General features: G+C 69.8%; 14 protein-coding genes. 13 read left to right on the top strand and 1 reads right to left on the bottom strand.

Features of this window, described 5'->3' with window-relative positions:
• Positions 1 to 35 precede the first annotated feature (35 nt).
• The 7 genes from BEI_RS09380 to BEI_RS09350 all read left to right on the top strand — a co-directional run bounded on the left by BEI_RS09380 (position 36) and on the right by BEI_RS09350 (position 9,227).
• Positions 36 to 1,271 carry an efflux RND transporter periplasmic adaptor subunit gene (locus BEI_RS09380; protein WP_097789274.1) on the top strand — a complete coding sequence of 412 codons (1,236 nt, stop codon included), beginning with the start codon at positions 36 to 38 and terminating at the stop codon, positions 1,269 to 1,271.
• Positions 1,268 to 4,393 (top strand): efflux RND transporter permease subunit, encoded by a 3,126-nt coding sequence (locus BEI_RS09375; protein WP_097789273.1) that lies wholly within the window; start codon positions 1,268 to 1,270, stop codon positions 4,391 to 4,393. Before BEI_RS09380 ends, BEI_RS09375 begins: the two co-directional genes overlap by 4 nt.
• Before the next feature lie 90 nt (positions 4,394 to 4,483).
• The gene (locus BEI_RS09370; RefSeq protein ID WP_097789272.1) at positions 4,484 to 5,149 is read left to right on the top strand and encodes an SDR family oxidoreductase; all 666 of its coding nucleotides are present in this window, start codon (positions 4,484 to 4,486) and stop codon (positions 5,147 to 5,149) included.
• Between the two features lie 17 nt (positions 5,150 to 5,166).
• Positions 5,167 to 6,012 (top strand): 3'(2'),5'-bisphosphate nucleotidase CysQ, encoded by an 846-nt coding sequence (gene cysQ / locus BEI_RS09365; RefSeq protein WP_097789271.1) that lies wholly within the window; start codon positions 5,167 to 5,169, stop codon positions 6,010 to 6,012.
• A 153-nt stretch (positions 6,013 to 6,165) separates the two neighbouring features.
• A complete protein-coding gene (locus BEI_RS09360) occupies positions 6,166 to 6,471 on the top strand; it encodes a hypothetical protein (RefSeq protein ID WP_097789270.1) in 306 nt (101 codons plus the stop codon).
• A 292-nt stretch (positions 6,472 to 6,763) separates the two neighbouring features.
• Positions 6,764 to 8,353, top strand: a complete 1,590-nt coding sequence (locus BEI_RS09355) for a peptide chain release factor 3 (RefSeq protein WP_097789269.1) — start codon at positions 6,764 to 6,766, stop codon at positions 8,351 to 8,353.
• Between the two features lie 109 nt (positions 8,354 to 8,462).
• Entirely contained in the window at positions 8,463 to 9,227 is a 765-nt protein-coding gene (locus BEI_RS09350) for a TatD family hydrolase (RefSeq protein ID WP_097789268.1), read from the top strand.
• A gap of 298 nt (positions 9,228 to 9,525) precedes the next feature.
• Here BEI_RS09350 and ygfZ read toward each other — a convergent pair whose 3' ends face one another.
• A complete protein-coding gene (gene ygfZ, locus BEI_RS09345; RefSeq protein ID WP_097789267.1) occupies positions 9,526 to 10,563 on the bottom strand; it encodes a CAF17-like 4Fe-4S cluster assembly/insertion protein YgfZ in 1,038 nt (345 codons plus the stop codon).
• Between the two features lie 135 nt (positions 10,564 to 10,698).
• Here ygfZ and BEI_RS09340 point away from each other — a divergent pair, with 135 nt between their 5' ends.
• The 6 genes from BEI_RS09340 to BEI_RS09315 all read left to right on the top strand — a co-directional run bounded on the left by BEI_RS09340 (position 10,699) and on the right by BEI_RS09315 (position 17,901).
• Entirely contained in the window at positions 10,699 to 10,896 is a 198-nt protein-coding gene (locus BEI_RS09340) for a hypothetical protein (RefSeq protein ID WP_097789266.1), read from the top strand.
• On the top strand, positions 10,896 to 11,306 hold the full coding sequence (locus tag BEI_RS09335) for an OsmC family protein (protein ID WP_097789265.1): 411 nt from the start codon (positions 10,896 to 10,898) through the stop codon (positions 11,304 to 11,306). The genes BEI_RS09340 and BEI_RS09335 overlap by 1 nt, the downstream gene beginning before the upstream one ends.
• Positions 11,307 to 11,348: 42 nt before the next feature.
• The gene (gene uvrB / locus BEI_RS09330; protein ID WP_097789264.1) at positions 11,349 to 13,376 is read left to right on the top strand and encodes an excinuclease ABC subunit UvrB; all 2,028 of its coding nucleotides are present in this window, start codon (positions 11,349 to 11,351) and stop codon (positions 13,374 to 13,376) included.
• A 226-nt stretch (positions 13,377 to 13,602) separates the two neighbouring features.
• Positions 13,603 to 15,108 carry a fumarate hydratase gene (locus tag BEI_RS09325; protein WP_097789263.1) on the top strand — a complete coding sequence of 502 codons (1,506 nt, stop codon included), beginning with the start codon at positions 13,603 to 13,605 and terminating at the stop codon, positions 15,106 to 15,108.
• A gap of 141 nt (positions 15,109 to 15,249) precedes the next feature.
• Entirely contained in the window at positions 15,250 to 16,668 is a 1,419-nt protein-coding gene (cls, locus tag BEI_RS09320) for a cardiolipin synthase (protein ID WP_097789262.1), read from the top strand.
• A gap of 315 nt (positions 16,669 to 16,983) precedes the next feature.
• On the top strand, positions 16,984 to 17,901 hold the full coding sequence (locus BEI_RS09315; RefSeq protein WP_097789261.1) for a LysR substrate-binding domain-containing protein: 918 nt from the start codon (positions 16,984 to 16,986) through the stop codon (positions 17,899 to 17,901).
• Positions 17,902 to 17,908 lie beyond the last annotated feature (7 nt).

The raw sequence follows: 17,908 nt of genomic DNA, 5'->3' as shown, positions 1-17,908 counted from the left end.
TTGGAGATCGCGAATTCGACGACGGGCGTCTTGAGATGCGACGACTGCTGATCCCCTTGCTGATCCTGGCCCTGGGGCTGGCCGCCTTCCTCGGGTTGCGGGCCACCCGACCCGAGCCCCAGACGGTGGTCCCCCAGGAGCGCAGCTGGCGGGTGGAGACCCGACGGGTGGCGCTGGGCGAACACGCGCCGAGGCTGCCGCTTTACGGCGAGATCGTGGCGCCGGAGTCGGTCACCGTCACGGCGTCGCTCACGGCCAGGGTGGCCGAGCGGCCGGTGCGCGAAGGCCAGCGGGTGACGCAGGGGGAGCTGCTGGTAGCCCTCGACGACGCCGACGTGGCGCCCCTGCTGGCTCGGGCCCGGGCCCGGGTCGCCGACCTGACGGCCCAGCTCGAGGCGGAGCGGGTTCGCCGCGAGCGGGACGAGGCCGCGCTGGCCCGCGAACGGGAGCTGCTCGACAACGCCCGACGTCGCCATGCGCGCACCGAGTCGCTCGTCGAGCGCAACCTGGCCTCGTCGTCGGCCCTGGACGACGCCCGGGATGCCCTGGCCCGGGCCCGGATCACCGTCAATGCCCGCCAGACCGCCCTGGCCGAAGCCCCCGCTCGCCGAGCGCGGCTCGAGGCCGGCCTGGCCGAGGCCGAGGCGGGCCTCGCCGAGGCCCGGCGCGATGCCGCTCGGGCCCGGGTCACGGCGCCCTTCGACGGGGTCGTCACCGACCTCAGGGCGGCGCCCGGGGAGCGGGTGGCGACCGGGGCCGAGTTGCTCACGGTCTATCCCCGGCAAGGCCTGGAGCTGCGCGCCCTGGTGCCCAACGCCCATCTCGCCGAGCTGCAGCAGGCGCTCGATGACGGGCGCCGGCTGATCGCCCGTGGCGAGGGGACGCGGTTCCGCCTGGCCGGCTTCGCCGGCGCCAGCCGGCCGGGCGGCACCGAGGCCATCCTGCGCGTGGTCGGCGCGCCGGCCGGGCTCCAGCCGGGCCAGCTGGTGGACGTCCGGCTCCGCCGGCCGACGGTGGCGGCCGCCCTGGCCGTGCCGCCCAGTGCCCTCTACGGGGACGACGTGCTCTACCTGCGCAACGATGCCGGTCGCATGCGGCGCCTGCAGGTGACCCGGCACGGGGAGGTCCCGGGACCGGACGGCGAGAGCTGGGTGCTGGTCAGCGATGACGCCCTCTCGGATGGCCAGGCGGTGATCATCACCCACCTGCCCAATGCCCTGGACGGGCTTCGGGTCGAGGTCGCGGACGCAGATGCCGGGGAGGGAGCATGAGCCGTCGCCGGGGGGCGCTGGGGTTCTTCGTCCATCACCGGGTCGCGGCCAACCTGGTGATGCTGGTGATGCTGCTGGGCGGGATCCTGGGGCTGGCGCGCATGAACATCCAGTTCTTCCCCGACTTCGCGCTGGACGTGATCGGTGTGCGCACCGTCTGGACCGGCGCCGCCGCCGAGGACATCGAGCAGGGCATCACCGTGCCCCTGGAACAGCGCCTGCGCAGCCTCGACGGGCTCAAGCGCATGACCTCCACCTCGGCCCAGGGCGTGTCCAGCATCACCCTGGAGTTTCGCGAGGGCACCGACCCGGTGCTCGCCCTGGACGACGTGCGCCAGCGGGTCGAGGACTTCACCAGCCTGCCGGCCCAGGCCGAGGCGCCCCGCGTCAACCGCGTGGCCCGCTACGAGCCGGTGGCGCGCCTGCTGATCCATGGCGAGGTGGCCGCCGAGGAGCTGCGACGCCTGGCGCATCGCTTCGAGGACGAGTTGCTCCAGGCGGGCATCGACCGGGTGGAGACCCAGGGGCTGCCGGAACAGCAGATCAGCATCGAGGTGCCCGTGGAACGTCTCCAGGGCCTGCAGCTCGGCCTGGACGAGATCGCCGAGCGCGTCGACCTGATGTCCCGGGACCTGCCCGCCGGGCTGCTGGGTCAACGGGACAGCACCCGGGAACTGCGGGCCGTGGAACAGCGGCGGACCCCGGCCGGGTTCGCGGAGCTGCCGATCCTCAGCAGCGATCGGGTCCAGCTGCGCCTGGGGGACATCGCCACCATTCGCCAGGAACCCCGGGCCGGCCAGGTGACCCTCAGCCAGGCCGGGCGGCCGGCGGTGGAACTGCTGCTGCAGCGCGACGAGGCCGGCAATTCCCTGGCCGCCGCCGAGGCGCTGGCGGGCTGGCTGGACGAGACGCGGTCCCGGCTGCCGCCCACGGTCACGCTCGAGGTGCACGACCAGACCTGGCAGCTCATCGCCGAGCGCATCGGTCTGCTGGTCGACAATGGACTGGGCGGCCTGCTGCTGGTGCTGGGGCTGCTCTACTTCTTCCTCCCGGGGCGGGTGGCGTTCTGGGTGGCGGTGGGCATTCCCACCGCCTTCCTCGGGGCGATGACGGTGTTCTGGGTCATCGGCGGCTCGGTGAACATGCTCTCCCTGTTCGCCCTGATCATGGCGCTGGGCGTGATCGTCGACGACGCCATCGTGGTGGGCGAGGATGCCGACGCCCATTTCCGCCAGGGGGAGGCACCGCGCCACGCCTCCGAGGGGGCGGCGAAGCGGATGCTGTGGCCGGTGGTGGCCTCGTCGCTGACCACGGTGGCGGCCTTCATGCCGCTGCTGATGGTGGGCGGCGTGATCGGCAGCATCCTGGGCGACATCCCCATGGTGATGATCTGCGTGCTGGTCGCCTCGCTGCTGGAATGCTTCGTGGTGCTCCCCGCGCACCTGCGCAACGCCTTCCTTCCCGGCCGCGGCGAGGGGCGCCATCCGCTGGCCCGGGTCCGGGGACGCTTCGAGGCCGCCTTCGATGCCTTTCGCGAGGGGCCCTGTCGGCGCTTTTCGGCCCTGACCCTGCGCCATCGCGCCGCGACGCTCGCCGCCGCGGTGGCGGTGGTGCTGTTCACCCTGGGGCTGCTGGTCGGGGGGCGACTGGCCTTCAACTTCTTCCCCACCCCGGAGCCCCAGGTGCTCTACGCCAACGCCAGCTTCGTGGCCGGCACCGACCGCGAGCGAGTCGATGCCTTCCTGGAGCGCCTGCAGGCGAGCCTCGAGGCCACCGATACCGCCCTGGGCGGGGGCCTGGTGGCCCATGCCGTGACGCGCCATGGCGCCGTGCTCGCCGAGGGCGCCGCCGCCCGCAGCGGCGACAATCTCGGTTCGATCATGGTGGAGCTGGTGCCCTCCGACGATCGCGACGTGCGCAACGCCGACTTCATTCGTGCCTGGCGCGAGCGCCTGGCCCTCCCGGCGGGCCTGGAGACCCTGAGCATCACCGAGCGGACCGCCGGTCCGCCGGGGGCCGACGTCAACGTGCGCCTGACCGGCGAGTCCGCCGAGAGCCTCAAGCGGGCCGCGGAGGACCTGGCCCGCTCCCTGCAGGAGCTGCCCGGAGTGCTCGACACCACGGACGACATGCCCTGGGGCCGCGAGCAGCTGATCTACCGGGTCAATCCGCGCGGCGAGGCGCTGGGACTCACCACCCGGGAGCTCGGCCGCCAGCTGCGGGCCGCCTTCGATGGCCGCCTGGTGCAGGTCTACCAGGACGGACGCGACGAGATCGAGGTCCGGGTGCTGCTGCCGCGGGATCAGCGCGAGCGGCTGGCGACCCTGGCGCGGCTCACCGTGCGCACCCCCGATGGCCGCTTCGTGCCCCTGGACCAGGTCATGACCCTGGACCATCGCCAGGGGTTCGAGGCGCTGCGCCATGCCGACGGTCGGCTGGCCGTGGAGGTCACCGCCCAGGTGGACGCCGAGGTCAGCACACCGGATCGCGTCCTCGCCGCCCTGGAGGCCTCGGTGCTGCCTGCCTTGATGCGCCAGCACGGCGTTCGCTACAGCTTCGAGGGGCGCGCCGCCGACCAGCGGGAGACCTTCGCGGACATGCGCATGGGGCTGGTGGTCGGCCTCGCCCTGATGTATGTGGTGCTGGCCTGGGTGTTCGCCTCCTGGAGCCTGCCGCTGATCGTCATGGCGATCATTCCGCTGGCGCTGGTCGGGGCCCTGCTTGGCCACTGGCTGATGGGGCTCGACCTGACCATGCTGTCGCTGTTCGGCCTATTCGGCCTCTCCGGCATCGTGGTCAACAACGCCATCATCCTGGTGAGCTTCTACCGCCAGCAGCGCCGCCAGGGGCTTGCCATCGATGCCGCCCTCAACGAGGCGGTGGTGCAGCGGGTCAGGGCGGTGCTGCTCACGTCGCTCACCACCATCGGCGGCCTCACGCCGCTGCTGTTCGAGACCTCGCTGCAGGCTCAGTTCCTGATCCCCATGGCGGTCTCCATCGCCTTCGGCCTGGGGCTCTCGACCCTGCTGGTGCTGGCGGTGATCCCCGTGCTGCTCAGCTACCTGGAGCACCTGCGGGCCCGGCTGGGGCGGTCCGAGGCCGACGCCACGGCCCCGGGGTAAGCGCCGGCCCTGTCCTCGCGGGTCGCCCCTCGACTATCCTCAAGACCCTGGCCCCTCGGGGCCGCCAGACACCTTCCCCAAGGAGATGCCATGTCATCCACGGTACTGATCACCGGCGCCAACCGCGGCGTCGGCCTGGCCCTGGCCCGCCACTATCGCGGCGAGGGCTGGCAGGTCATCGGCGTCTGCCGCGAGGCCTCCTTCGAGCTCGCCGAGGCGGCGAACCGGGTCATCGAAGGCATCGATGTGACCCGCCCCGAGGACGTCGCCCGGCTGGCGGAGGATCTGCAGGGCGAGTCCCTGGACCTGCTGATCAACAACGCCGGCATGCTGCACGACGAGACGCTCGGCGCGCTCGACTTCGAGGCCATCCGGGCCCAGATGGAGGTCAACGCCTATGCGCCCCTGAGGGTGGTGGAGGCGCTGCTGCCCTGCCTGGGGGAAGGCGCCAAGATCGCCAACATCACCAGCCGCATGGGCTCCATCGCCGACAACGACTCGGGGGGGCGCTACGGCTATCGGGCCTCCAAGGCCGCCCTCAACGCCTTCGGCAAGTCCCTGGCCGTGGACCTGGCGCCCCGTGGCATCGCCGTGGCGCAGCTGCACCCGGGGTACGTACAGACCCGGATGGTGAACTTCGGCGGCCTGATCAGCCCCGAGCAGGCCGCCGACGGGCTGGCCGCGCGTATCGCCGAGCTGAACCTGGAAACCAGTGGCGGTTTCTGGCACAGCAACGGCGAACGGCTCCCCTGGTGAAGGCCGAGGGTTCTCCGATGCGCCCCTTCGTCTCCCCCCGGTTGCGGGAAGCCCTGCTGGAGGGCGTGCGCTCGGCCGGCGAGGAGGTCCTCGCCGTGTATCGGCGCCCCTTCGAGGTCGAGACCAAGGCCGACGAGAGTCCGCTGACCGAGGCCGACCTGGCCGCCCATCGGGCCCTCACGGCCCTGCTGGCCGGCCTGACGCCCGAGGTGCCGGTGCTTTCCGAGGAATCGGCCGAGGTTCCCTACGCCACTCGCCGCGCCTGGCATCGCTACTGGCTGGTCGATCCCCTGGACGGCACCAAGGAGTTCGTCCGGCGCAACGGCGAGTTCACCCTCAACCTGGCGCTGGTGGAGGAGGGCGTGCCGGTGTTCGGGATCGTCCATGCCCCGGTGCCGGGGATCCTCTGGTACGGCCAGCTCGGCCAGGGGGCGGTGCGGCTCGACGCCGCGGGATGCTGGTCCATCCGGGTCCGCCCCCTGCCCGATCCCGACCTCCGCCCCTGGCGGGTGGTCGGCAGCCGGGTGCACGGGGTCGAGGCCTTCGAGGGCTTCTGTGCGCGCCTGCCCCGCCATGAGCGGGTGTCCCTCGGGAGCTCTCTGAAGCTGTGCCGCGTGGCCGAGGGCGGCGCCGATCTCTATCCGCGCCTGGCGCCGACCTGTGAATGGGACACCGCCGCCGCCCAGGCCGTGGTGACCGCCGCCGGCGGCCAGGTGCTGGAGGCGCGCACCCTGCGCCCGTTGCGCTGCAACCGCGGGGAGTCCCTGCTCAATCCCAGCTTCGTGGTCTGCGGGCAGCGCGACCCGCGATGGGAGCGAGCCCTGGCGGACAGCCTGGCGGCCTGCGACCCGCCGGAGGCTTGACCCACGCGGTACCGAAGGCGTCCCGAGTCGGATATCGACCGCTGTTCGAGATCCCCGAGGACGCAAAATTTTCATCCGCTTCCTGGCCACCACTCTCCCTCCTTTGGACTATGGTATAGGTCCCATTGGCGCGGTAGAGCCGGAGGCAGTCACATGTGTCATGTACAGGTCGAGCGGCTACCCTTGCACCATCTCCATCACCGCCGGGCAGCGCCCCCCGACGTGGTCTTCGTCGTTCCCCGGGGCGAGGGACTGCGGGGCGTCGGGGTGGACCCACGCCGGGGGCTCTTCCTGATGCTGCAGTCCAATCGGCGACTCTTCCCCCTGCATGAGGGTCGCCGGGGCGACGACATCCTGGCGCTGACCATCCTGGCCGTCGAGGTCGACGACATCGAAGACCAGCGTGTGTTCGACTTCGTCGTCGAGAAGCTGGGGCTCGCCCTCGGAGCCGCCATCTAGGCGCCTGTCGGACGTAACGCCGATCCGACACCCGGTCTTTCGGCCAATGTCATTCGATCCGATTCGTTGAATCCCGGGCGATTCGCCTCCTCAGGCCGAACCACCCGACGCGACATCCGAGCGTCTCGCGACGATCCGTCGACCTCGACGGGCGCCCAGCCCTCCGCGGGGGCCCGCGCCGGCGTGACCCGGCGACAGCGTCCCGGGCTGAAGGTACAATCGGGGCACCGATACCGATCCCTCCCGGCCGACACGCGCGGCGCGGGACCGTACCAATCAGCGACGAGACGCAATGTCCCAATCCAACCAGGCCCACGAAACCGGGCTTCGACGCACGTTCGCCATCATCAGTCACCCCGACGCGGGCAAGACCACCATCACCGAGAAGATGCTGCTGTTCGGCAACGCCATCCAGATGGCGGGCTCGGTGAAGAGCAAGCGAGACGATCGCCATGCCACCTCCGACTGGATGAAGATGGAGCAGGAGCGCGGCATCTCGGTGACCACCTCGGTGATGCAGTTCCCCTACGGGGGGCGCGTCGTCAACCTGCTCGACACCCCGGGCCACGAGGACTTCTCCGAGGACACCTATCGCACCCTGACGGCGGTGGACTCGGCGCTGATGGTCATCGACGGCGCCAAGGGCGTCGAGGACCGCACCATCAAACTGATGGAGGTCTGCCGACTGCGCACCACCCCCATCCTCACCTTCGTCAACAAGATGGATCGCGACATCCGCGACCCCATCGAGGTCATGGACGAGGTCGAGGAGGTGCTCAACATCCAGTGCGCGCCCATGACCTGGCCCATCGGCATGGGCCGCCACTTCAAGGGGGTCTATCACCTCTACGACGACGTCATCCATCTCTACACCCAGGGGCAGGGCAATCGCATCCCCGACGACCGGCGGATCGAGGGCCTCGACAATCCCGAGGTCGACACGGTGCTGGGCGAGGAGGCCGCCGAGGAGCTGCGCATGGAGGTGGAATTGGTGCGCGGCGCCTCCCATGCCTTCGACCATCAGGCTTACCTGCGCGGCGAGCTGACCCCGGTGTACTTCGGGACGGCCATGGGCAACTTCGGGGTCCGCGAGATGCTCGACGGCTTCGTCGAGTACGCCCCTTCCCCCCAGCCCCGGGAGACCGACCGGCGCACCGTGGAGGCCGAGGACGGCACCTTCACCGGCTTCGTGTTCAAGATCCAGGCCAACATGGACCCCAACCACCGGGATCGCATCGCCTTCCTGCGGGTCTGCTCGGGCAAGTACGAGAAGAACATGAAGATGCGCCACGTGCGCATCGGCAAGGACGTGAAGATCGCGGACGCCCTGACCTTCATGGCCTCGGATCGCGCCCATGTCGAGGAGGCCTGGCCCGGTGACATCATCGGCCTGCACAACCACGGCACCATCCAGATCGGCGATACCTTCACCCAGGGCGAGGACATGCGCTTCACCGGCATCCCGCACTTCGCGCCGGAGCTGTTCAAGCGGGTGCGCCTCAAGGACCCGCTGAAGATGAAGGCGTTGCAGAAGGGCCTGCAGCAGCTCTCCGAGGAAGGCGCCACCCAGGTGTTCATGCCGCTGGACAACAACGACCTGATCCTCGGCGCCGTGGGTACCCTGCAGTTCGACGTGGTGGCCCACCGCCTCAAGCAGGAGTACAAGGTCGACTGCCTCTACGAGGGCGTCAACGTCCAGACCGCCCGCTGGGTGTACTGCGACGATCCCAGGATGCTCGAGGACTTCAAGCGCAAGGCCAGCCAGAACCTCGCCATCGACGGCGGTGGCTACCTGACCTACATCGCCCCGACCCGGGTCAACCTGCAGATGACCCAGGAGCGCTGGCCGGAGATTCGCTTCCAGCCGACCCGAGAGCACTGACCGGGCTTCGCCCGGAGCTACAAGCTGCAAGCGCCGAGCTACAAGGAACCCCCTTGTAGCCGGCCACGCTGCCTTGCAGCTTGTAGCTTGCTCCTTGTAGCTTTTCCCTATGCTCATCGACGCCCATTGCCATCTGGACTTTCCCGACTTCGACGCCGATCGCGAGGCGGTCTTCGCCCGGGCTCGGGCGGCGGGGGTCGGGCGCCTCGTGGTACCGGGCACCGTCCGGCGACACTGGGACCGCGTGCTGGCGCTGGGCGGCCGCGACGAGGTCGATGTCTGCCTGGGACTGCATCCCTACTTCATGGCCGAGCATCGGGAAGACGACGTCGAGGCGCTGGCGGCGGCCCTGGACGCCCACCCCGGGGTGGTGGCGCTAGGGGAGTGCGGCATCGACGCCCGGTTCGCCGACAGCCTGAGCGCCCAGTGGCGACTGTTCGACGCCCAGCTGCGCCTGGCGCGGGATCGCGGCCTGCCGCTGGTCATCCACTGCGTGAGGGCCAACGATCGGGTCGCCAAGCGTCTGCGCCAGCTGGCGCCCCCCGCCGGCGGCCTGATCCATGCCTTCGCCGGCTCGCCCGAGCAGGCGAAGGCCTTCCTCGACCTGGGCTTCGTGGTGGGGCTCGGCGGCGCGGTGACCCATGACCGGGCCCGGCGGCTCCGTCGCGCCGTGGCGGCGCTGCCGGACGACGGCTATGTGCTGGAGACCGACAGCCCCGACATGCCCCTGGCCGGTCACCGGGGGGAACGCAACGAGCCGGCCCGGGTGGCGGAGGTGTGCCGGGTGGTCGCCGGCCTGCGCGGGCAGACGCCGGCGCGGGTGGCTCGGGACAGCACCGCCACCGCCGGCCGGCTGTTCGGCCCGGGACTCTAAGGCTTCGTCAACATCGGCAAGGAGATGAGCTTTCCCGGCGACAAGCCCCCGGGGTGCCGGACCATTGCGAGGGCGCTGTAAACCCTTCCTTGGGCGCTACTTTTGCCCTGCAGCGCTCTTGCATCCTGCGCCGCTTGCAGGCCCGGGGTTGGCCATCCGTGGCCAATCCGCTCGGCGGGAAGAACATCCCCCGGATGTGCTTCTCCTTCCGCCTCGCCCCTGGTCAAAAGACCCTCGCGTCGCCTTGTCCCCGGCGCTCATCGTGCCCGACGTTTGGCATTGAGCGCTGAAGCCGGCATCAGGCCTTGGCGGCGAGGGTCTCCGGGTCGACCCGCTCCAGGGGGTAGGGCAGCTGGAGGCGCTTGAGCTTCTGGCCGGCCACCCGCAGCGGCTCCACCGGCTCCCGGGTGCCGATCACCGCCAGCACCTCCGCCTGGTCATAGGCATCGAGCTCGGCGCTCAGCACCTCGCCGAGACGCCTGTCGTCGGCGTCCTCGATGGCGCTGCCCGGCTCGGGCAGCAGGGCCCCGTCGAGCTGGCCACGCACCAGGCGCTTCTTGACCTGGCCGCGGAAGTGGGCCCGGGCCACCACCTCCTGCCCCGTGTAGCAGCCCTTCTTGAAGCTGATGCCCCCCAGGGCCTCCCAGTTGAGCATCTGCGGCAGGTAGGCATCGGCCTGGTCGGCGGTCAGCCAGGCGAGGCCGGCCTGGATGTCGTGCAGGCACCAGACGGCGTTGCCGACCGGCTCGGCCTGGGCGGCCAGGGCCTCCCAGACGGCCGCGACCCGTTCGACGGGCAGGCAGGCCAGCAACCGGGACCGGGGACCGGGATGGGCGAGCAGTTGCAGGTCATCGCCCTCCGCCTGGTGCCAGACGGCCGGCGGCATCGCGTCGAGACGCACCTCGGCCACCGCCGGGGCCTCCCGGCCGATCAGGCCGAGCAGCGCCAGGTCCGGGCGCGGGGTCAGCTCCGCCTTGTAGAACGCCGCGAACTTCTTGAGATGGTCATGGAGCCGCGTCACCAGGCTGCGGTGCATCAGCAGCCGGTAGCGCCCCTCGGCGACCCGCCACAGCTGGGCGTTGGCCAGCACACGGCCCTTGGGGGTGCAGAAACAGGTCAGGGGGGCGAAGTCGCCGTCGGCCAGGGAGACCTGCGCGCTGGTCTGGCCCTGGAGGAAGCGTTTCGCGTCCTCGCCCTCGACGTCGAGGACGCCCAGATGGATCAGCGGCGTCATCACGGTGGCATCCATGGCCCGGCGGGCCGGCTCGGGCGTGTCGAAGGCGACACGGTCGTCGTGCTCCCGGCGGCCCCCGAGACGGGCGATCCAGTCAGTCATGTAGGGGTTCCTTGTCTGGTCCTTGTGTCGTACTCGAGAGATGCGGGCGGCGTGGCGGCAATGCAACCGCTGCCGGCGGCCGGGACGCCATGCTAGACTCGGGCCCGTCCGAACCCAGCCACCAGGAGGCGCCGCATGGCCCACCAGTCCCTGAGCTTCAAGGGCGTTGAGAACGCCGACCAGGTCAACCGCATCACCACCGCCCTGATGATGCTCGACGGCGTCGAGAGTGTCGAGGTGGGGCGCCACGGGGCCGAGGTCGACGGCCGGGTCCGCCGCGAGGCGCTGATCCAGGCGATCCAGGCCCTGAAGCTCGGCATCGAGGTGGCCTGATGCCCCCGCCCATCCGGATCACCAGCGAACGCGATCGGGTCCTGCGCCAGCGGGTCGAGCTCGAGAGTGCCGAGGATCTCTTCGTCGACGTGCCCGAGGCCTTCGGCGGCGAGGGCAGCGCCCCGGATCCCCACGACTACCTCGACCTTTCCCTGGGGGCCTGCAAGGCGATCACCGCCCAGATGTACGCCCGGCGCAAGGAGTGGCCCCTGGAGGGCGTGAGCGTGGTGGTCCGCCGCGATGAACGCGACGAGCGACACGGGGTCTATCGACTCGACGTGGCCATGACCTTCCACGGCGATCTCGACGAAGCGCAGTGCGCCCGTCTCGAGGAGATCAGCGACAAGTGTCCCATCCACCGCCTGATGACCACGTCCACCGTGGAGATCACCACTCGCCGGCAGCGCTGAGCGGCCGGGGCGCACCCGGCCGGCAAGACAGGGGAGAGCCGCATGAGCAAGCCGTTCCGACTCCAGTCCAGATACCGGCCCGCCGGGGACCAGCCCACGGCCATCCAGGGCCTGGTCGACGGTCTCGAGGCCGGGCTCGCCCACCAGACCCTGCTGGGGGTCACCGGCTCGGGCAAGACCTACACCATGGCCAACGTGGTGGAACGCCTGCAGCGCCCGACCATCGTCATGGCGCCCAACAAGACCCTGGCGGCCCAGCTCTACGGTGAGTTCAAGGCGTTCTTCCCCGACAACGCCGTGGAGTACTTCGTCTCCTACTACGACTACTACCAGCCCGAGGCCTATGTGCCGTCCTCGGACACCTTCATCGAGAAGGATGCCTCGATCAACGACCACATCGAGCAGATGCGGCTCTCGGCGACCAAGGCGCTGCTGGAGCGCCGCGATGCCCTGATCGTGGTCTCGGTATCGGCCATCTACGGCCTGGGCGATCCGGACCAGTACCTCAAGATGCGCCTGCACTTCACCCGGGGGGAGCTGATCGACCAGCGTTCCTTCCTGCGCCGCCTGGCGGAGCTGCAGTACACGCGCAACGACATGGACTTCAAGCGCGGTACCTATCGGGTGCGGGGCGACGTCATCGATATCTTCCCGGCGGACGCCGAGGACGAGGCGGTGCGGGTCGAGCTGTTCGACGACGAGATCGATGCCATCAGCCTCTTCGATCCGCTGACCGGCGAGTCCCGCGGCAAGGTGCCGCGCATGACCATCTACCCCAAATCGCACTACGTGACGCCGCGGGAGACGATCCTCGGCGCCATCGATGCCATCAAGGAGGAGCTCGCCGAGCGTCTGGCCTGGCTGCGCCGGCACGACAGGCTGGTGGAGGCCCAGCGCCTCGAGCAGCGCTCGCTGTACGACATCGAGATGATGCTGGAACTGGGGTACTGCAACGGCATCGAGAACTACTCCCGCTACCTGTCCGGACGAGCCCCGGGCGAGCCGCCGCCGACCTTCTTCGACTACCTGCCCGCCGATGCCCTGCTGTTCATCGACGAGTCCCACGTCAGCGTTCCCCAGGTGGGCGGCATGTACAAGGGCGACCGTTCGCGCAAGGAAACGCTGGTGGAATACGGCTTCCGGCTGCCCTCGGCGCTGGACAACCGGCCGATGACCTTCCAGGAATGGGAGCGCATCTGTCCGCAGACCGTCTTCGTCTCGGCCACCCCGGGACCCTACGAGGCCGAGCATGCCGGTCAGGTGGTGGAGCAGGTGGTGCGGCCCACCGGGCTGCTGGATCCCGAGCTCGAGGTGCGTCCGGCCTCGACCCAGGTGGACGACCTGCTCTCCGAGATCCGGACCCGGGCCGCGGCGGAGGAGCGGGTGCTGGTCACCACCCTGACCAAGCGCATGGCGGAGGACCTCACCGAGTACCTGGACGAGCACGACGTCCGGGTGCGCTACCTGCACTCCGACATCGACACCGTGGAACGGGTGGAGATCATCCGCGACCTGCGACTCGGCAAGTTCGACGTCCTGGTGGGCATCAACCTGCTGCGCGAGGGGCTGGACATCCCCGAGGTCTCGCTGGTGGCCATCCTCGACGCCGACAAGGAAGGGTTCCTGCGCAACGAGCGCTCGCTGATCCAGACCATCGGCCGGGCCGCGCGCAACGCCCACGGCAAGGCCGTGCTCTACGCCGATCGGGTCACCGACTCCATGCGCCGGGCCATCGACGAGACCGAGCGGCGTCGTGCCAAGCAGATCGCCCACAACGAGGCCCATGGCATCGTGCCCGAGACGGTCAGCCGTTCGGTGGCCGACATCCTCGAGGCGGGCGAGGCGCCGGGGCGCAGGGGCAAGGGGCGCAGGACCGAGCGCAAGGTGGCCGAGGGCGCCGCCGTCTACGATCCGGAGGACCTGGGGCCGGAGGAGTTGGTGCGAGAGATCACGCGGCTCGAGGACGCCATGCACGAGGCCGCCCAGAACCTGGAGTTCGAGGAGGCCGCCCGGCTGCGCGATCGGCTCCTCGAGCTGAAGGAACGCCGGCTGGCGCTGGGCCAGGCCTGAGCCGGAGGATCCGGTCACCCGAGCCGGGCCAGGCCTCGGGTGACCGGATGCGCCGCATTTATACCGTTATCTCTTCAGGCCTTCATCGGCTACGACCAAGGGCGCGGGGAGGACGCGCTGCCGAGGGCGGGGCAAGTGCGCTATAATCCGGCCCCGTTCGAGCCCGCCACCGGCCGACGGCCGATCCAGAAGCGGGCGTGTCGACCCACCAAGGAGCGTCTTGTCCATGACCGTGATCCGCCAGGATGACCTCATCCAGAGCGTCGCCGATGCCCTGCAGTACATCTCCTACTACCACCCCAAGGACTTCATCGACGCCATGGCGGCGGCCTACGAGCGCGAGGAGAACCCCGCGGCCAGGGACGCCATCGCCCAGATCCTGATCAACTCGCGGATGTGCGCCACCGGCCATCGCCCGATCTGCCAGGACACCGGCATCGTCACCGTCTTCGTCCACGTGGGCATGAACGTGCGCTTCGAGACCGAGATGAGCCTCGACGACATGATCAACGAGGGCGTGCGCCGCGCCTACCGGTTGCCGGACAACGTGCTGCGCGCCTCGGTGCTGGCCGATCCGGACGGCAAGCGTGCCAATACCCGCGACAACACCCCAGCGGTCATCCACCACAAGCTGGTGCCCGGCGACACCGTCGAGGTGCACGTGGCGGCCAAGGGCGGCGGCAGCGAGGCCAAGTCCAAGTTCGCCATGCTCAACCCCTCCGACAGCGTGGTCGACTGGGTGCTCGAGCAAGTGCCCAAGATGGGCGCCGGCTGGTGCCCGCCCGGCATGCTCGGGATCGGCATCGGCGGTACCGCCGAGAAGGCCATGGAGCTCGCCAAGGAGTCGCTGCTCGAGCCCATCGACATCCAGGAGCTGCAGGCCCGCGGGGCGTCCAATCGCGCCGAGGAGCTGCGCCTGGAACTCTACGACAAGGTCAACAAGACCGGCATCGGCGCCCAGGGCGTGGGCGGGCTGACCACGGTGCTCGACATCAAGGTCAAGGACTACCCGACCCACGCCGCCAACAAGCCGGTGGCGATCATCCCCAACTGCGCCGCCACCCGCCACGCCCACTTCACCCTGGACGGCACCGGCCCGGCCGCGCTGCCGGCGCCGAAGCTCGAGGACTGGCCGGAGATCACCCGCGAGGCCGGCGGCGACGTCAAGCGCGTCAACCTCGACGAGGTGACCCCGGAGGAGGTCCGGACCTGGCAGCCCGGCGATACCCTGCTCCTCACCGGCAAGCTGCTGACCGGCCGGGATGCCGCCCACAAGCGCATGGTCGACATGCTGGCCAAGGGAGAGGCGCTGCCGGTGGATCTCAAGGGCCGCTTCATCTACTACGTGGGCCCGGTGGATCCGGTGGGCGACGAGGTGGTCGGCCCGGCCGGTCCCACCACCGCGACCCGCATGGACAAGTTCACTCGCACCATGCTCGAGGAGACCGGCCTGCTGGGCATGGTCGGCAAGGCCGAGCGCGGTCCCGCGGCCATCGAGGCGATCCGCGACAACCAGGCCGTCTACCTGATGGCCGTGGGCGGCTCCGCCTACCTGGTCGCCCAGGCGATCAAGCGCTCCCGAGTGGTGGGCTTCGAGGACCTGGGCATGGAAGCCATCTACGAGTTCGAGGTGGAGGACATGCCGGTGACCGTGGCCGTCGACAGTGCCGGCACCTCGGTCCACCAGACCGGGCCGGCCAAGTGGAAGGAGATCATCGCCGAGCGCGCCTGATCCCGGACACGCCTGTCCCCGCTGCCCCCGTCGGCTCGATGGCGGTGGCTCGACGAGACGGCCCCGCCAACTGGCGGGGCCGTCCTCGTTACGGGTATGCTGGGGGCGCCGCCCGTCGCATCCCACGGAACGGGGAGACCCATGACCTCCTGGCTGCTTGGCCTGCTGATCCTGCTGACCCATGTGCTCGGCGTTCTTTCGGCCGTGCAGGCGCTGATGTCGGCGCGCACCTCCCAGGGCGCCATCGCCTGGATCATCTCGCTGGTCGCCATGCCCTACCTGGCGGTGCCCGCCTTCTGGGTGTTCGGGCGACCGCGCTTCTATGGCTACGTCTCGGCCCGGGGCGAGCGCGACACCGTGCTGCGCCGTGTCCTGGCGCGCTATCGGGACCGGGTATCGCCCTACCTGGCCGGGGCCCGGGAGGCGGACGTCCTCGCGGTGGAGAAGCTGGCGATGATGCCGCTGACCAGCGGCAATCGCGCCGAGCTGCTGGTCGACGGCCAGGCGACCTTCGACAGCCTGTTCGCGGGAATCGAGGCCGCGGAGGACTACATCCTGATCCAGTTCTTCATCGTCCGCGACGACGACCTGGGCGCCCGACTCAAGCGACACCTGCAGGCCGCCGCCGAGCGAGGCGTGCGGGTGCGTTTCCTGTATGACGAGATCGGCTGCCACGCCCTGCCGGAGCGCTACCTGCGGGACCTCCGCGAGGCCGACGTGGCGGTCAGTGCCTTCCATTCCTCCCGTGGGCTCCGGCATCGCTTCCAGCTCAACTTCCGCAATCATCGCAAGATCGCCGTGGTGGACGGCCGCGAGGGCTGGGTCGGCGGACTCAACGTCGGGGTCGAGTACCTGGGCGAGGATGCCCGGCATGGCCACTGGCGCGACACCCACCTCAAGCTGACCGGGCCCAGCGTGCTGGGCCTCCAGGAGGCCTTCTGGGAGGACTGGCACTGGGCGACGGGGGAGGTGATCCGCCTGGACTGGACGCCGCAGGTGACCTGCGAGGCCTGCCAGAACGTGGTCATCGTGCCCTCGGGACCCGCCGACCCCCTGGAGACCGCCAGCCTGCTGGTACAGCATGCCATCCACAGTGCCCGGGAGCGGCTCTGGATCACCAGCCCCTACTTCGTGCCGGATCGCAGCGTGCAGGACGCGCTGCGCCTGGCCGCCATGCGCGGGGTGGACGTGCGGATCATGATGCCCGAGCGCCCCGACCACCTGCTGGTCTTCCTGTCGGCCTTTTCCTTCCTGCCGGACATGCTGCGGGCCGGGGTCAAGGTCTACCGCTACCAGCCCGGCTTCCTGCACCAGAAGGTGATTCTCATCGACGAGGCCGCCGCCTGCGTCGGCACCGTGAACCTGGACAATCGCTCCTTCCGGCTCAACTTCGAGGTCACCGCCTTCGTGCCGGATCGTCGCTTCGCCGCCGAGGTGCGACTGATGCTGGAGCGCGACTTCGCCGTCTGTCGGCGCGTGACCCTGGAGGAGATCACCTCGCGGCCCCTGTGGCGCAAGCTCGTCTCCCGGGCGGCCTATCTGTTCGCGCCGATGCAGTGACTTGGGTCCGTGCCGTGGCTGGGGTACATTAGCGACCTGGCGGCCCCCGTGGGGAAACCCTGATTTATTGCTGCGCTCGATATCCTGGCCACCGGCGGTACTCGCACGCGAGCCCGGTCAACATCCTCATTTACTGCCGTGTAAACTCCGGTGTTGACTCGAAGCCTACGGCTTCTCGCCCCTGCGGGGCCGTCCTTCGGACGTTCTCTCCGCTTCGCTTCGAGTACCGTCCCGGCGGCGACCAGCCTCTCGTCGCTCGCGACATAAATCAGCGCTTCCTGAGGGGCGTTCATGCATTCGTGATCGGGAGTCGTGGTGAACCTCGAGACCAAGTGGCTGGAAGACTTCGTCGCCCTGGCCAATACCCGCAGCTTTTCCGCCTCGGCGCGCCAGCGTCATGTCACGCAGCCGGCCTTCAGCCGGCGCATCCGCTCCCTGGAGCAGGCCGTCGGCGTGACCCTGGTCGATCGTTCCACCACGCCGGTGGACCTCACCCCGGAGGGCCAGCTCTTCCTGGTCACCGCCCGCAACATCGTCGAGCAGCTCAACGAGAGCCTGGGCCACCTGCGCGGCCTGTCCATGGCCAACGAGGCGCTCGACATCGTCGCCGCCCACTCCCTGGCCCTGAGCTTCTATCCGCCCTGGATCTCGCGCCTGCAGAAGGGGCTCGGCGAGCTGCCGACCCGCCTGGTGGCGATGAACGTCGGCGATGCCATCCATGTGCTGCGGGAGGGCAACTGCGACCTGATGCTGGCCTACTACGATCCCTACGCCAGCATGCAGCTCGATGCCGAGGTCTTTCCCTCCTTCTCCATCGGCCAGGTCAAGATGCTGCCGGTCTGCCTACCCGATGACCAGGGACGGCCGCGCTTCCCGCTGGAGGGCAGCGACTCCGTGCCCTACCTCGCCTATACCCAGGGCGCCTTCCTCGGGCGCAGCGTGCGCATGCTGCTCAAGAACGACCCGCTGCGCATGCGGCTGCGAACCGTCTACGAGACGGCCATGGCCGAGGGCCTGAAGGGCATGGTCATGCAGGGGATGGGGATGGCCTGGATCCCGGACTTCTGCATCCGCGAGGAGCTCAAGAGCGGCCGGCTGGTGCGGGCCGGCGACGCGAAGCACGACGTGCCCCTGGAGATCCGCCTCTATCGCTGCTCCCTGGTGCACAAGCCGGGCGTCGAGAAGCTGTGGCGGCAGATGATGAAGTTGCCGCGGGATTTCCTCCAGGGGTAGGGGGATG

The organism is Halomonas beimenensis, from assembly GCF_002549795.1.
GTDB classification, from domain to species: domain Bacteria; phylum Pseudomonadota; class Gammaproteobacteria; order Pseudomonadales; family Halomonadaceae; genus Halomonas; species Halomonas beimenensis.
This window is presented reverse-complemented; position numbering and strand designations above follow the sequence as displayed.

What these genes read in the sequence shown, in the direction of transcription:
- BEI_RS09380 (WP_097789274.1), top strand. Translation starts at nt 36, where the DNA reads ATGCGACGACTGCTGATCCCCTTGCTGATCCTGGCCCTGGGGCTGGCC.
- BEI_RS09375 (WP_097789273.1), top strand. Translation starts at nt 1,268, where the DNA reads ATGAGCCGTCGCCGGGGGGCGCTGGGGTTCTTCGTCCATCACCGGGTC.
- BEI_RS09370 (WP_097789272.1), top strand. Translation starts at nt 4,484, where the DNA reads ATGTCATCCACGGTACTGATCACCGGCGCCAACCGCGGCGTCGGCCTG.
- cysQ (WP_097789271.1), top strand. Translation starts at nt 5,167, where the DNA reads ATGCGCCCCTTCGTCTCCCCCCGGTTGCGGGAAGCCCTGCTGGAGGGC.
- BEI_RS09360 (WP_097789270.1), top strand. Translation starts at nt 6,166, where the DNA reads ATGTGTCATGTACAGGTCGAGCGGCTACCCTTGCACCATCTCCATCAC.
- BEI_RS09355 (WP_097789269.1), top strand. Translation starts at nt 6,764, where the DNA reads ATGTCCCAATCCAACCAGGCCCACGAAACCGGGCTTCGACGCACGTTC.
- BEI_RS09350 (WP_097789268.1), top strand. Translation starts at nt 8,463, where the DNA reads ATGCTCATCGACGCCCATTGCCATCTGGACTTTCCCGACTTCGACGCC.
- ygfZ (WP_097789267.1), bottom strand. Translation starts at nt 10,563, where the DNA reads ATGACTGACTGGATCGCCCGTCTCGGGGGCCGCCGGGAGCACGACGAC.
- BEI_RS09340 (WP_097789266.1), top strand. Translation starts at nt 10,699, where the DNA reads ATGGCCCACCAGTCCCTGAGCTTCAAGGGCGTTGAGAACGCCGACCAG.
- BEI_RS09335 (WP_097789265.1), top strand. Translation starts at nt 10,896, where the DNA reads ATGCCCCCGCCCATCCGGATCACCAGCGAACGCGATCGGGTCCTGCGC.
- uvrB (WP_097789264.1), top strand. Translation starts at nt 11,349, where the DNA reads ATGAGCAAGCCGTTCCGACTCCAGTCCAGATACCGGCCCGCCGGGGAC.
- BEI_RS09325 (WP_097789263.1), top strand. Translation starts at nt 13,603, where the DNA reads ATGACCGTGATCCGCCAGGATGACCTCATCCAGAGCGTCGCCGATGCC.
- cls (WP_097789262.1), top strand. Translation starts at nt 15,250, where the DNA reads ATGACCTCCTGGCTGCTTGGCCTGCTGATCCTGCTGACCCATGTGCTC.